Annotated in this window: 13 protein-coding genes; 3 read left to right on the forward strand and 10 right to left on the reverse strand. The window is 69.6% G+C overall.

The features are described from left to right. Positions 1-35: 35 nt before the first annotated feature. The 3 genes from AB0M24_RS02010 to AB0M24_RS02020 all read right to left on the reverse strand — a co-directional run bounded on the left by AB0M24_RS02010 (position 36) and on the right by AB0M24_RS02020 (position 3,111). On the reverse strand, positions 36-1,268 hold the full coding sequence (locus tag AB0M24_RS02010) for a DUF6596 domain-containing protein (protein WP_363759588.1): 1,233 nt from the start codon (positions 1,266-1,268) through the stop codon (positions 36-38). Then, positions 1,268-1,657: a YciI family protein gene (locus tag AB0M24_RS02015; protein ID WP_363759591.1), complete on the reverse strand. Its 390-nt coding sequence runs from the start codon at positions 1,655-1,657 to the stop codon at positions 1,268-1,270. The genes AB0M24_RS02010 and AB0M24_RS02015 overlap by 1 nt, the downstream gene beginning before the upstream one ends. A gap of 71 nt (positions 1,658-1,728) precedes the next feature. Beyond that, positions 1,729-3,111 (reverse strand): FAD-dependent oxidoreductase, encoded by a 1,383-nt coding sequence (locus tag AB0M24_RS02020; RefSeq protein ID WP_363759594.1) that lies wholly within the window; start codon positions 3,109-3,111, stop codon positions 1,729-1,731. A gap of 74 nt (positions 3,112-3,185) precedes the next feature. Here AB0M24_RS02020 and AB0M24_RS02025 point away from each other — a divergent pair, with 74 nt between their 5' ends. Further along, positions 3,186-4,097, forward strand: coding sequence for an AraC family transcriptional regulator (locus AB0M24_RS02025; RefSeq protein ID WP_363759597.1), 912 nt, complete (start codon positions 3,186-3,188; stop codon positions 4,095-4,097). On the opposite strand, the gene AB0M24_RS02030 is transcribed toward AB0M24_RS02025, so the two are convergent. Further along, on the reverse strand, positions 4,063-4,995 hold the full coding sequence (locus AB0M24_RS02030; RefSeq protein WP_363759600.1) for a DUF1295 domain-containing protein: 933 nt from the start codon (positions 4,993-4,995) through the stop codon (positions 4,063-4,065). The genes AB0M24_RS02025 and AB0M24_RS02030 overlap by 35 nt on opposite strands. A gap of 61 nt (positions 4,996-5,056) precedes the next feature. Between AB0M24_RS02030 and AB0M24_RS02035 the strand changes: the two genes are divergently transcribed. Continuing rightward, entirely contained in the window at positions 5,057-5,626 is a 570-nt protein-coding gene (locus AB0M24_RS02035; protein ID WP_363759603.1) for a QsdR family transcriptional regulator, read from the forward strand. Here AB0M24_RS02035 and AB0M24_RS02040 read toward each other — a convergent pair. Then, positions 5,604-7,025 (reverse strand): ATP-binding protein, encoded by a 1,422-nt coding sequence (locus tag AB0M24_RS02040; protein ID WP_363759606.1) that lies wholly within the window; start codon positions 7,023-7,025, stop codon positions 5,604-5,606. The two genes, AB0M24_RS02035 and AB0M24_RS02040, sit on opposite strands and share 23 nt — an antisense overlap. Further along, positions 7,025-8,692, reverse strand: coding sequence for an FAD-dependent oxidoreductase (locus tag AB0M24_RS02045; RefSeq protein ID WP_363759609.1), 1,668 nt, complete (start codon positions 8,690-8,692; stop codon positions 7,025-7,027). The genes AB0M24_RS02040 and AB0M24_RS02045 overlap by 1 nt, the downstream gene beginning before the upstream one ends. 56 nt (positions 8,693-8,748) lie before the next feature. Here AB0M24_RS02045 and AB0M24_RS02050 point away from each other — a divergent pair, with 56 nt between their 5' ends. Beyond that, the gene (locus tag AB0M24_RS02050) at positions 8,749-9,012 is read left to right on the forward strand and encodes a UBP-type zinc finger domain-containing protein (protein WP_363759612.1); all 264 of its coding nucleotides are present in this window, start codon (positions 8,749-8,751) and stop codon (positions 9,010-9,012) included. Between the two features lie 159 nt (positions 9,013-9,171). Here AB0M24_RS02050 and AB0M24_RS02055 read toward each other — a convergent pair whose 3' ends face one another. The 4 genes from AB0M24_RS02055 to AB0M24_RS02070 all read right to left on the reverse strand — a co-directional run bounded on the left by AB0M24_RS02055 (position 9,172) and on the right by AB0M24_RS02070 (position 13,086). Next, positions 9,172-9,306 (reverse strand): hypothetical protein, encoded by a 135-nt coding sequence (locus tag AB0M24_RS02055; protein WP_363759614.1) that lies wholly within the window; start codon positions 9,304-9,306, stop codon positions 9,172-9,174. 78 nt (positions 9,307-9,384) lie between these two features. Continuing rightward, a complete protein-coding gene (locus AB0M24_RS02060; protein ID WP_363761542.1) occupies positions 9,385-11,331 on the reverse strand; it encodes an ABC transporter ATP-binding protein in 1,947 nt (648 codons plus the stop codon). Positions 11,332-11,345: 14 nt separating this feature from the next. After that, on the reverse strand, positions 11,346-11,918 hold the full coding sequence (locus AB0M24_RS02065) for a TetR/AcrR family transcriptional regulator (RefSeq protein WP_363761544.1): 573 nt from the start codon (positions 11,916-11,918) through the stop codon (positions 11,346-11,348). 79 nt (positions 11,919-11,997) lie between these two features. Beyond that, entirely contained in the window at positions 11,998-13,086 is a 1,089-nt protein-coding gene (locus AB0M24_RS02070; protein ID WP_363759616.1) for a hypothetical protein, read from the reverse strand. Between the last annotated feature and the right edge of the window lie 127 nt (positions 13,087-13,213).

Below are 13,213 nucleotides of genomic sequence, written 5' to 3' on the forward strand. Positions count from 1 at the left end.
TTCTGGCGGGACAGGGCGATCTCGGCATCGCACGTTCAGGGTGAGTCGAGCTGCCGGATCCGGGCGTTGAGATAGCGCTGCTCCGGCAGGCTCGTGGTGAGCAGGGCGGCCTGCCGGTAGCTGTCCAGGGCGCTCGCAAGGTCACTGGACATCTCCAGCAGGTGTGCGCGGACGGCGTGGGTGCGGTGGTGCCGCAGCATCGCAGGATCGCCGAGCAACGGCTCGACGAGGCCCAGGCCGTGCTCCGGACCGAACGCCATCCCGACCGCGACGGCCTGGTTGAGCGTGACGACCGGGCTGGGTGCCACCCGCGCGAGCATCGCGTAGAGCAGGCTGATCTGCCGCCAGTCGGTGTCCTCGTACGTCGCGGCCTCCGCGTGCACGGCGGCGACCGCGGCCTGGAGCTGAAACCTGCCGACGTGCCCGCGCGGCAGCACGCGCTCCAGGATCCGCACGCCTTCCGCGATCCGGTCCTGGTCCCAACGCGAACGGTCCTGCTCGGCCAACGGCACCAGGTTGCCGCCGTCGGCTCGTGCGGCGGACCGCGCGTGTGTGAGCAACATCAGCGCCAGCGCGCCGGAAACCTCGTCGTGGTCGGGGATCGCCGCGTGCAGCTGACGGGTGAGGCGAATGGCTTCCTCGGCGAGCAACGAGTCCACCACCGCGTCACCGCCGGATCGCGTGTGCCCCTCCGTGAACATGACGTGGCAGGCGTCGAGCACCGCGGCGATGCGGTCGGGCACCTCCGCCTCGGTCGGCAGGTCGAACGTCGCACCGGCCGCCCGCAACGCCGACCGCGCCCTGGTCAGGCGCTGCGTCATCGTGCGCTCCGGCACCAGGTACGCGGCGGCGATCTGGGCCGTGCTCAGCCCGGCGACGGCGTGCAACGTCAGCGCGACCTGCGACGAGCGGCTCAAACAGGGATGACAGCACAGCAGGAACAACCGCAAGGAGTCGTCTTGCGGCGTCTGATCGGCCGGTGGCACGAGGTAGGCGTCGGCGGGCTGGGCCACGCCGACCTTCTCCTCACGCCCGTTCCGCGCGCTGTCGGCCCGGACCCGGTCGATCAGCCGCCGGGAAGCGACCCGGATGAGCCAGCCGCGCGCGTCGTCGGGAACCCCGTCCCGCGCCCACTGCCGCGCCGCCGCCTCGGCCGCCTCCTGCGCGGCGTCCTCGCAGTCACCAAGATCGCCGTAGCGACGCAGCAGGGCGGCGAGGACGTGCGGAGACTCCCGCCGCCACACGTCCTCCACCACCCGTGCGTCCATCAGTCGTTCCCGCCCGGCCACATGGTCGGCCGCAGCTCGACCGTCTCGCCGGGACCGGCGAACTTCGCCGCGATCTCCTCTGCCCGCGCGTGGCTCTCCACGTCGATCAGGAAGAACCCGGCCAGGTGCTCCTTGGCCTCCGAGTACGGCCCGTCGGTCACCAGCGGCTTCCCGTCGCCCCAGCGGTAGAGCCGCGACGACTCGGGCGCTCCCAGCGCCTCGCCGGTGAGCAGCTCGCCGTTCCCGTGCAGCTCGCCGAGCATCTTCTCGAACTCGGCGTTGAGCTGTTCCCGCTGCTCCGGGGCCATGCCCTCGTACTCGGGCAGGTAGTCGGGGGTCGGGTGTCCCCACGGCTGCGGGTTGGAGTGAATCATGATCACGTACTTCACGGTCGGGCTCCCTGATCGGCGTCGTGGACATCCTCACCTGAGACGTCGGAGCCGGCCGCGCCACGTCGACATCACGAGACGACTTTGTCGAAAACTTCGTTGAAGGCCTCGGTGGTGCTCGGGTGGGTGTAGATCGAGTCGCGCAGCTCGGTCGCCGTGATGTTGTGCCGCATCGCCAGCGCGACGGTGTTGACGACCTCCTGCGCGTCGATGCTAAGCAGTGCCGCGCCGAGGATGAGGTCGGTGTCCGCGTCGACGACGAACTTCATGACGCCGCGCGTCTCCTCGACGGTGTAGGCGCGGGGCATGGCGATGATGTCCGCGACCTTCTCCTTGGCCACCTTGATGTTCAGGCCCTGTGCCCTCGCCTGGGTCTCGGTCAGGCCGACGGTGGCGAGCGGCGGCGTGATGAACAGGGTGTGCGGCACCGCCCGGCGGTCCGAGGTGGAGCGCTTGCCCTGGCCCGTCAGCTGGTCGAGGACGATCCGGGCGTCGTCGAGGGAGATGTAGGTGAACTGCTCGCCGCCGTTGACGTCACCGAGCGCGTAGATGTGGGGCTGGCTGGTGCGGAGGTGCTCGTCGACCTCGATGGCGCCGCGCGGCGTGGTCCGGACGTCTGCCGCGTCGAGCCTGAGTCCTGCGGTCACCGGGCGGCGTCCGGTCGCGGGCAGCAGCGCGCTGGCTTCGACGGTGTGTGTCTGGCCGTTCTTCTCGTACGTGATCGTCGAAGTCGCCCCGTTGTCGCGTACGCCGGTGACGTGCGCGCCCGTGATGATCGTGACGCCGTCACCGCGCAGGATCTCCGCCACGGTCTCGGCGATGTCCTCGTCTTCACGGGGGAGGAGGCGGTCGGCCGCTTCGAGGATCGTGACGTCCGTGCCGAAGTGCCGGTAGATCGACGCGAACTCCAGGCCCTGGTAGCCACCGCCGAGGACGACGAGACGCTCGGGCAGGTTCGAGGTCTTGGTGAGCTCGGTGCTGGTGACCAGGTGCGAGCTCTCCGCGAGGCCGGGGATCGCCGGGAGGATCGGCTCGGACCCGGTGTTGACGAGGATCGTCGGCGCGGTGACGGTGATCCGGTCGTCGCCCTCGCCGACGGCGACCGTGTGCGCGTCGACGAAGCTCGCTGTGCCGGTGATCACGGTCGCGGTTCCCTTGCGCTGCAACGATTCGAGGTTGCCGGCGCGGAACGCGGTCGTGAGCGCCCTGACGCCCTCGATCGACTGTGCGAAGTACTCCTGGGCGTGGTCGCCGAGCCGTTTCGCGTTCGAGTAGTGGACGAGCATCTTCGTCGGCACGCAGCCGATGTTGGGGCAGGTGCCGCCGTACATGTTCTCGGACTGCTCGATCATCACGACCCGTTGGCCGGCGTCCGCGAGCACGTGGGCGGCCGTCTTGCCGCCTTTGCCGAAACCGATGACGAGAACGTCCGCGGTGAGGTTCGTGGTTTCCATGAAGACGATGCTGCCGTCGCGCCGGTGAGGCAACCAGGCCTGTAAGACTCGATTTCCTGCCCTAGAGTTGCACCATGGACGCGATCAGCCGTCTGCTGCACATGGCGAGAGTGGGTGCGGTGCTCGACCGCCGATGCCTGCTGGGCGGATCCACGCGCATGGACGTCGCGCCGATGCAGCGCGAAGCGCCGTTCCACGTGCTGCTCGAAGGCGAGTGCGGGTTCCAGGTGGGCAGCACGTCGCTGGACCTGCGCGCGGGAGACGTCGTGATCGTCCCCAGCGGAGCACCGCACCGGGTGACGACACCAGGACTGGGCCGTGAGCGCCTTGTCGAGTCGACGCCGGGACCTGTGCTCATCGGCACCCGGAGCCAGGGGTACTCCGGCCCGCCGGTGATCGACCTGTTCTGCGGGCACTTCACGTTCGACACGGGTGCGGGCCGGTTGTTGTTCCGCAGCCTGCCGGATCCGGTCCACGTCTCGTTCGGGCAGTCGGCCGAAAGCGACGAGGTGCTGCGCATGGTGAGCGCTCTCATGCGTGGCGAGGCCGAACGAGAGGGTGAAGGCACGGCGGCGATCCTGGCCGCACTGTCCACTGTGCTCCTGGCGATGGTCCTGCGCACCTCGCGCGGCGACGCGACGAAAGCCACCCTCTGGACCGCGGCGGCCGACGAACGCATCGCCGCTGCGGTGGAAGCGATGCTGCGCGAGCCGGGCGAGGCCTGGACGATCGAGCGCCTGAGCGGGACGGCGAGCATGTCCCGCGCGACGTTCCTGCGCCGCTTCACCCAGCACACCGGGACGACGGTCGGCGCGTTCCTCACCCAGGCCCGGCTGATGGCGGCGGCGGACCTGCTCGGGTCGACCGACGCGAAGGTCGCGACGGTCGCCGCCCAGGTCGGCTACCAGTCCGAGTCGGCGTTCTCCCGGGCGTTCCGGGCCGCCGTCGGCACTACTCCGGCGAGGTTCCGGCGGGAACGGTCTTGACCGGACCTGGGAAGAACATGTTGGTCCTGGCCTGGTAGTCCGCGTAGTCGGGACGTTTCTGCACGCTGTAGAACTCGGCCGGACGCGCACCGGTGTGCTTGGTCAGCGTGACGTAGAGCGTCCACGACACCAGCAACAGGCCCAGCGTCAGCACCACTGCCACCACCACCGAGGACTCGAACCGCTTGAGCAGTGACGGCAAAGCCAGCAGCACCAAGGCGTTCCACTGCATCCACTGGAAGAAGTAGTTGGGGTGCCTGCTGTACCGCCACAACCCCGTGTCGCAGGTACCCCGCGAGCCGCTTGCCGCGAACCGCTGTTTCTGCCGGTCGGCCACCGACTCCAGCATGAACGAACCAGCCCACAACACCAGGGCGGCAACGAACCAGACGGACATCGGCCGCGACGGATCAGCGGCGACGACGAACGCGGGAACGGCCAGCACCGAGGCGTTAGCCAGGCCCTGCAACCAGATCTCGTACTGGACGGACAAGGTCTCGTTGCGGAACCCCTGCCGCTCCCAACGCCGCCGCTGGTACCGGTAGCGAGGCAGTTCGACCTTGGGCGCGCCGGGCGTCCACCAGCGGTGCTTCAGCGCCATCAGCAGTCCCCAGAGGCCCATCCGCAGCCCCATGGCGAGGTAGGCGGCCGCGACCAGCACCGCGGTGAGTCCGCTGCCGGTGAGCAGGGTGACCACGCCGATGCCGACCAGACCCCACGGCCACGCCACGTCCACATAAGACACATGCCGGGTGAGATACCCCGGGATGGCGGCCACGACGGTGAACAGCACCACCTGCGTCACGAGGTTCCACAGCGCGGGCCCCGAGGTGGCCGGGTCGAGCAGCAGCGCCACCCCGACCAGAACGAAGGGCAGCACGCCCCACACCCGTTGCATGCAGTCCTCCTCGCAGCGGTGAGACATTCCGTCCAGATGTCTCGCGTGAGACACTTTATACATGTTGTCTCACGCGGCGACCAACGTGAACCTCACCATCGAGCCCGAGGTGGATCCGGTCATCGCGCTCGCCCGCAGGCAGTTCCTCCGCGAGAGCCGCATCGACATGGGCGACCTCGCCACCGCGGCCGGCATCGGCCGGGCCACCCTCTACCGCCGCTACGGCGACCGCGACCGCGTCCTGGGCGAGGTGCTGTGGGCCGTCACGCACGCGGCGTGGGCACGCCTGTGGCAGGCCAGCTCGACACGGGGGATCCACAGAGTGATCGCCGTGCTGGACCAGGCCATGCGCGACACCGTCGCCTCACCGGCTCTGCGCGCTCTCCTCGAACGCGACCCCGAGACCGCGCTGCGGGTCCTGACCTCCCAGCAGGGCGTGGTCCAGCACCGCCTGGTGACCGGACTGGCCGACCTCATCCGCGCCGAACGCGACGACGACGAGATTCCGGCGACCAAGCTGGCCTACGCCGTGGTCCGGCTCGCCGAGTCGTTCTGCTACTCCGACGTCATCACCGGCGCGCCGCCGGACATCGACACCGCCACCGAGATCATCCGGAAGCTGCTGACCTAGCCTCCAGCGGCAGCACGACCTGGAACCGCGTGTCGCCCGGCACCGACTCGACCCGGATGTCGCCGTGGTGCTTGTTGACCACGATCCGCCACGAGATCTCCAGCCCGAGCCCGGTGCCCTCGCCGACCGGCTTGGTCGTGAAGAAGGGCTCGAAGATCCGGCTCTTCACCTCCGCCGGGATGCCGGGACCGGTGTCACCGATCTCCACGACGAGGTCGTTGTCGCGTTTGAAAGTGCGCACCGTCAGCGTGCCCGAGCCGCCCATCGCGCTCAGTGCGTTGTCGAACATGTTCGTCCACACCTGGTTGAGCTCACCGGCGTACGCGGGGATGGCGGGCAGCGTCCGGTCGTAGTCCTTGACCAGGGAAACGTCCTTGAGCTTGCCGCCGAACATGACCAGCGTCGAGTCGAGCAGCTCGTGCACATCTACGACCTGGAACGGCGCGCGGTCCATCTGCGAGTACTGCTTGGCCGCACCGACCAAGGTGGACACTCGCGTGGTGGCGTCCTCGATCTCGTTCATCAACATCTCGGTCTCGACCGTGTACCTGAGCCAGTACACGGCGGATCCGGTGACGCCGACGGGACACGCGGCGAGCGAGCTCTCCAGCCACTCGACGTCCAGCCCGGCCGCGACCAGCACGGGCGCGACGTCCCAGCCGCCGCTGATGTCGTGCTCGTCGAGCCAGTCCGCGACCTCGTCCTCGGCGTCGCTCGCCTCCAGCGGGCTGAGCTTCGGGGCCTTGGCGACCCGTTCGACCGCCTTCTCCTGCAGCTTGACCAGCGCGGGCATGTCCGCGGGGTCGATCGCTCCCTGGGCGAGCAGGGCCAGCTTGTGTCGCATGCCCGCGACCCGCTCCCGCAACGCCGCCGTCGCGCGCACCGCGGCCGCCGCCGGGTTGTTGAGCTCGTGGGTGAGGCCTGCCGCCAGAGCGCCGAGCGCGGTGAGCCGTTCGTGCTGGCCCACCGTCGCCTGGGTGTTGCGCATGCCCCAGAACAGGCCCTCCAGCAGGTGCATCGCCATCGGGAACCACGCGCGGATCGTCGGCCCGATCTCGTCCGCGTCGAACTGCAGCATCGACGTGGCGGTGATCGACTCGACGGTCATCTGGTAGGTCGGCTGGTCGAGCTCCAGGTAGGCCTGGGTGGCGCCGAAGTACGAGCCGCGCAGGCTGCTGCGGCTCACCTCGACCCGTTGGCCGCCGATGTTGCGGCACAGCGCGACCGTGCCTTCGAGCAGCACGAAGAAGCACGTCGCCGGCTCGCCCTCGGTGAGCACGGGTGTGCCGGCCTCGCGGGTCTCGATGTGGCCGTGGTCGGCCAGCCAGTCGAGCTGGTCGTCGTCGAGCTTCTCGAACAGGAACAGTTCGCGCAGCTCGGCCGGGGTGAGCCTCTCCATCACGACCTCTCCAGGTAACGGTGGACCAGCGTGACCGCCATGGCGCCCTCGCCGACCGCGGACGCGACCCGCTTCACCGAGTCCGCCCGGACGTCGCCCGCCACGAACACGCCGGGCACGTTCGTCTCCAGGTGGTACGGCGCCCGCTCCAGGTCCCAGCCGGGGGGAGTGCCGCCGAGGTCCGGCCCGGCGAGCAGGAACCCGTGGGCGTCGCGTTCCAGCGTGCCGTCCAGCCAGTCGGTGCGCGGGGCGGCGCCGATGAACGCGAACAACCAGCTCGCCTGCACGGTCGTCGTCTCCCCGGTCTTGTTGTGCAGCAGCGTCAACGTTTCCAGGTGATCGTCACCCGTGCCACCGCAGACCTCGGTGTGCGTGCGCACCTCGACGTTCCCGATCGCCTCGAGCTGGTCGATCAGGTACCGCGACATCGACTGCTCCAGCGAGTCGCCCCGCACCAGGATCACGACCTTGCGCGCGTGGCCCGAGAAGTACACCGCCGCCTGGCCCGCGGAGTTCGCGCCACCGACCAGGTAGACGTCCTGGCCGGCGCAGTTCGGGCCTTCGGTGGTCGAGGCGCCGTAGTACACGCCCCGCCCGGTCAACGGGCCGAGTCCGGGCGCGTCGAGCAACCGGTACGACACACCGGTCGCGAGGATGACCGTGTGGGCGGCGAGCTCGGTGCCGTCGCCGAACCGCACGACGCGCGCGGCTCCCCGGCGTTCGAGGCTGACGACGTCACGGGTGGTGAGCAGCTCGACGTTGAACTTCACCGCCTGTCTGCGGGCCCGTTCGGTGAGCTGCCCGCCGGACACCCCGTCGGGGAAGCCCAGGTAGTTCTCGATCCGGCTGCTCGTACCGGCCTGGCCACCGGTCGCGATCCGTTCGACGAGGACGGTCCGCAGTCCTTCCGACCCGCCGTACACCGCGGCGCCGAGCCCCGCCGGCCCGCCACCCACGACGATCAGGTCGTAGAAGTCGGCCGACGGCGTCGTGCTCAGACCCACCTCGGCGGCGAGCTCCGCGTCGGTCGGGTCGACCAGCGCCTTGCCCTGCGCCGTCACCACGACCGGCAGCGTCGTCCCGTCCTGGTGCGCCGCGGTGAGCAGACAGCGCGCCTCCGGTTCGTCGAGCGCGTGCCAGCGGAACGGAACGCTGTTGCGCGCCAGGAAGTCCCGCACCTCGTACGAGCGCGGCGACCAGCGGTGCCCGACCACCCGCACCTGCTGTGAGGGCTGCCGGTCGCTCACCGCCCACGCCCGCAGCTGCTCGTCGAGCACCGGGTAGAGGTTCTCCTCCGGCGGGTCCCACGGCTTGAGCAGGTAGTGGTCGAGGTCCACGACGTTGATCGCCTGGATCGCGGCGTCGGTGTCCGCGTACGCCGTGAGCAGAATCCGGCGCGCCTGCGGGAACACGTCCATCGCCTGTTCGAGGAACTGGATCCCGCTCATCTGCGGCATCCGGTAGTCCGCGAGCAGCGCCGCGACCTCCTCACCGCGCAGCTTGATCTCGTGCAGGGCCTCGAGCGCCTGCGCTCCGGACTCCGCCCGCACGACCCGGTAGTGCTCGCCGTACATCCGCCGCAGGTCGCGCGCCACGGACCGGGACACGGCCGGGTCGTCGTCCACCGTGAGAATCGAGGGCCGCGCGACGCGGTCGGCAGTCGTCATGCGACCAGTCAAACACCAGAACTTGTCGATGACACCAATCGAGGTACTGTCGCGCCGTGGCAACTACTTGCGAACACGTCGCCGAGCTGGGCCCCGACCCCGCTCCCAGCACGCTCGAGGGCTGCGAGGACTGCCTGGCGGTCGGCGGCAGGTGGGTGCACCTGCGCCTGTGCCTCGGCTGCGGCAAGGTCGGCTGCTGCGACTCCTCGCCCGCCAAGCACGCCTCCAAGCACTTCGCGGACGAAGGTCACCCGGTGATCCGGTCGTTCGAGCCGGGGGAGACCTGGCGCTGGTGCTTCGTGGACGACACGATCGTCTAGTGCCGCGCCCGGCAGCCTTTGCCCCGTTTTCGTCGTTCAGACGGGTGCATCGTGGTGCCGGCCCCAGGTCCTCATCCTGGTTGGCTGCGGGCCTGGGGCCGGTGCCGCGAGGCGCCCTGCTGAGCGACGAAGGCGTGGCGGAGGCTGCCGGGCGCGGCACTAGTGCCAGTAGCTGGGCGAGTCCCCGCCCGGCTGGAACCACGCCCACACCGCGAACGCGATCACGGCGATGAGCACCAAAGGGATCAGGAAGCAGCCGAGTTCGTCCCACAGGCGTTTCCAGCGGTTCGTCAACGGTCCCCCTCGAGTCGAGCACTCCGGGGGTGATCGTGACTGATCCCGTGATCGCCGAACAAGCGCCGACCGGGCGACTCAGCCCGGCACCTCGTCCAGGTATGCCTGCGCCTGCAACGTGAACAGCTCGGCGTACCCGGCCTTGGCCGCCATCAGTTCCTCGTGCGTCCCGTACTCGGCCACCTTCCCGTGCTCCAGCAGGAGAATCCGCTCCGCCTGCCGCACGGTCGAGAACCGGTGCGAGATGTACAGCGTCGTCCGGCCTTCCGACAGCTCCCGCAGCCGCGCGAACAGGTCGTGCTCGGCCTGCGCGTCCAGTGCCGACGTCGGCTCGTCGAGCACGAGGATCGGCGCCTCCCGCTGGAACGCCCTGGCCAGCGCGATCTTCTGCCACTCGCCGCCTGAGAGACTCACACCCTGGTCGAACCAGCGTCCGAGCGGGCTGTCGTAGCCCTGCGGCAGTCGTTCGATCCGTTCGTCCGCACCGGCGCGGCGGGCCGAGTCCTCGATGTGCGGCCGGTCCTCCAGCCGTGTCAGGTCACCCAGACCGATGTTCTCCGCGGCCGTGCCCTGGTACGTCACGTAGTCCTGGAACATCGCGCTGATCTTGGTGCGCAGGTCGACGGGGTCGTACTCGCGGATGTCGACGCCGTCGAGCAGGATGCGGCCGCCGGTCGGGTCGTAGAGGCGGCAGAGCAGCTTGAACAACGTCGACTTGCCCGCGCCGTTGCGGCCCACCACCGCCACCGTCTCGCCGGGCAGGATCTCGAAGCTGACGTCGTCCAGCGCGGGTTCCTCGGCGCCGGGGTAGCTGAAGGTCACCCGGTCGAACTCGATGTGACCCTCCACTGTGGACGGCATCGGGCGCGGTGACGCCGGCGCCGTGATCTCCGGCTTCGTGTCCAGGAACTTGTACAGCGTGTCGAGGTAGAGGTTGTTCTCGTACATCCCCGAGAACGCCGTGAACAGCCCGGACACCGACGTCTGCACGGAGGCCGCCGCGGCCGTGTACAGCGCCAGGTCGCCGAGCGTGAGGCGTCCGCCGACCGCTTCCAGTGCGATGTACAACGTGATCGCCGACCCCGCGAGCGTGCTCAGCAGGCCCCAGGACGTGGAGCTGACGTTGCGGTTGACCGTCAGCTTCCGTTGGCGCTCATAGGAAACGGTGCCGAGCCGCAGGAACCGGTCGACGAAGTACGGGCCGAGCCCGAACAGCTTGGTCTCCTTGGCGTACGTGTCCGTGGTGACCAAAGAGGACAGGTAGTCCATCCGGCGCTTGATCGGCGACATCATGAACGTCAGCCAGAACGCGCGCGAGCCGTACTTCGACTGCGAGATGAACGCGGGGATCGGCGCCAGCAGCGCGACGAGCGCCAGCAGCGGGCTGATCGAGACGAGCAGCGCGATCATGCTGGCGAACGTGATCAGCGTCCGCAGCAGCCCGAGCGCGGAGTTCATCATCGACAACGGCCGGGTCGGCGCCTCCTGCGCGGCCTGCCGCAGCATGTCGTACGACGCCGAGCCCTCGAAGTACGCGAGGTGCAGGTCGCTGGCGTGCCCCATCACCCGGTGGCGGATGGTCAGCGTCATGCGTTCCTGCAGCAACGACTGTGCGATCGACGTCAGCGCGCTGCTGACCGCGGTTCCGGCGAGCACGCCGAACTGCAGGAGCGCGATCTTCGCGATGTCGCCGGTGGTGCCGGTGTGCTGGATCGCCGCGACGACGGAGTCCAGCAGCAGCTTCGCGATGTACGCGGTCGCGGTCGGCAGCAGCCCCGACAACAGCGTGATCAACGCCAGCAGGATGGTCAGGGTCGGACTGGCCTGCCACGTCAGCCTCGCGACCTTCGGCAGACCGCGGACAGTGCCCGCCACCGACGTCTTCGCGCGCTTCAGCCGTGAACGCAGGTCCTTGGGTCCGTCTTCCGGCTTCGCCTCGGGGATGTCGACCGGGCCGGTGAGCCCGCTCTCCGCCACCGTCGAGGCGCGCCGCCGGCGGTTGCGCCGCCCCAGCATGAACTCCACGCCGCCGCCCGGGATCATTCGGCCTCCACAGCGCCGTGCAGGAAGAAGTCGACGACCTGGCGCGTGCTGGGCGCGTCGTCCTGGGCCATCCGGCGCCCGCCGAACAACAGGGTCAGGAAGATCGTGGCCAGCTGCTCGGGTGGCAGCCGCAGCCGATCCTTCTCCGGCGTGAACAGCTCGACCATCGCCGCTCGGATGGCGGCCGTCGACTCGCGGCGCCGGCTCTTGCCCTTGCCGCGCTGTTCGGGGTCGCGGTGCTTGACCCGGCCGGACGCGTGCAACGCCCCCATCAACGCGCCCATCCGCTCGAGGTGCGCCCCGAGCGCTTCGGCGGCCTCGACGAGCCGGTCCTCCAACGGCTGGTCCACGGGAATCTCGGCGATCGCGTCCAGCACGTGATCGGGCCTGAGCGCCTCGGCGGTGCAGGCGTCGAACAACTCGTCCTTGTCCTTGAACGCGCGGAAGATCGTGCCCTCACCGATGCCGGCCGCGCGGGCGATCTGGCTGCTGGTCACGTTCGCGCCGTGCTCCATCAGCAGCGGCAGCACCGCGTGCACGATCATCGCGCGCCGGTCCTCGGCGCTCATGCTCGGCGCTCGTCGCCGAACTTCTGGTGTCATGCGTCCATGGTGCGGAGTGAGCGCTCACTCCGTCAATTGAGTTTGCTCACAGCAGACGCTGATCGCGCAGAAAAGCCAGGAACTGCAGGTACGTCCGGTTGGTGAAGGCGTTCGCGGGCCAGAGCTCGTCGCGCGAGGTCAGGCCGTTCTCGCGGCGGTAGCGGGCGTTGATCGCCTCCGACACCCGGATGAACACCCCGACGTCCCCGAGCCCCGCGATCCGCCGCGACACCGGCACGCCCCGCGACTCTCCCGCGAGGAACACGTCCAGCGTGGAGGTGGTGATCACGCGCTTCATGTACCCGCCGAGCTCGCGCCACGCCTGCTGCTCGGCGGGCAGGTACCCGGCGAGGTTCCACGTGTCCGGGTCGTAGATGCTCACCACGCTGCCGAACGTCCGCGCCACCAGGTCGCTGATGCCGCGACCGACCGCCGACGCCGTCTGCAGACCACCGGCGAGCCCCTGCGCCACGCCCTGAACCCACGCGGCCACGGCAGGCGCGACCGTCTGCTCGGTGCTGACGCCATAGCTGTACGAACCGCGCATTCCGGCCTCGGCGCCGAGACTGAACGCCGCCGTGGCCCAGCTCTCCTCGCCGGACAAGATGCCGGTGCCGATGGAGAACCCGACGCCGGCGAGCAGTTTCGCGCTCGCCCCGACACTCCCGCCCGCGTACGCGCCCGACATGTTGCCTGCCCGCCCCGACGGCCCGAGCCGGATGCCGACGACGATCCCGGCGCTACCGCCCGCGGTGACGCCGACACCCACCTCGGCGAACGAGATCACGTCGCCGGTCAGCTCACCGCTGACCAGGTTCACGAAGACCATCTGGTCGACCCCGGCGCCGGCGCCCACTCCCGCCCCGGCGTCGAACGACCCGCGCAGGCCGACAGCGACACCGGTGATCGACCACCCGAGCATGGTCAACGGTGGCGTCAGCACCCGAATCGCCGAGCCCGCCGTCCGCAACGCCTGTCGCCGCTGGTCCGCGGTCCACAGGCGCTGGATCGTGATCGCGCGCTGCACGGCCTGGTTGCCCGCCGCGCGTTGCATCTTCAACAGCGACGGTTCCGGCTGTTCCTTTGTGGACGGCTTGCGCCGCGACGTGTCCCGCGCCGCCTGATGATCGTGCACCTGACCGACGCTAGGAAGCCCGCGGGTCGCCCCGCCATCCTTTTGGCCCAGTCCTGCCCGCAAGACTGCCCACGCGGGCAGCTCTTTCCGAGGGAGCCGTTGATCTGCTCCCTTAGAGTGTTGGCCG

Origin of the sequence: Lentzea sp. NPDC051838 (assembly GCF_040681245.1) — a bacterium.
Lineage (GTDB): Bacteria > Actinomycetota > Actinomycetes > Mycobacteriales > Pseudonocardiaceae > Lentzea.

Excerpts from the sequence above, each read along its gene's own strand:
- AB0M24_RS02010 (WP_363759588.1), bottom strand. The coding sequence starts at position 1,268 with ATGGACGCACGGGTGGTGGAGGACGTGTGGCGGCGGGAGTCTCCGCAC.
- AB0M24_RS02020 (WP_363759594.1), bottom strand. The coding sequence starts at position 3,111 with ATGGAAACCACGAACCTCACCGCGGACGTTCTCGTCATCGGTTTCGGC.
- AB0M24_RS02025 (WP_363759597.1), top strand. The coding sequence starts at position 3,186 with ATGGACGCGATCAGCCGTCTGCTGCACATGGCGAGAGTGGGTGCGGTG.
- AB0M24_RS02030 (WP_363759600.1), bottom strand. The coding sequence starts at position 4,995 with ATGCAACGGGTGTGGGGCGTGCTGCCCTTCGTTCTGGTCGGGGTGGCG.
- AB0M24_RS02035 (WP_363759603.1), top strand. The coding sequence starts at position 5,057 with ATGTTGTCTCACGCGGCGACCAACGTGAACCTCACCATCGAGCCCGAG.
- AB0M24_RS02040 (WP_363759606.1), bottom strand. The coding sequence starts at position 7,025 with ATGGAGAGGCTCACCCCGGCCGAGCTGCGCGAACTGTTCCTGTTCGAG.
- AB0M24_RS02045 (WP_363759609.1), bottom strand. The coding sequence starts at position 8,692 with ATGACGACTGCCGACCGCGTCGCGCGGCCCTCGATTCTCACGGTGGAC.
- AB0M24_RS02065 (WP_363761544.1), bottom strand. The coding sequence starts at position 11,918 with ATGAGCGCCGAGGACCGGCGCGCGATGATCGTGCACGCGGTGCTGCCG.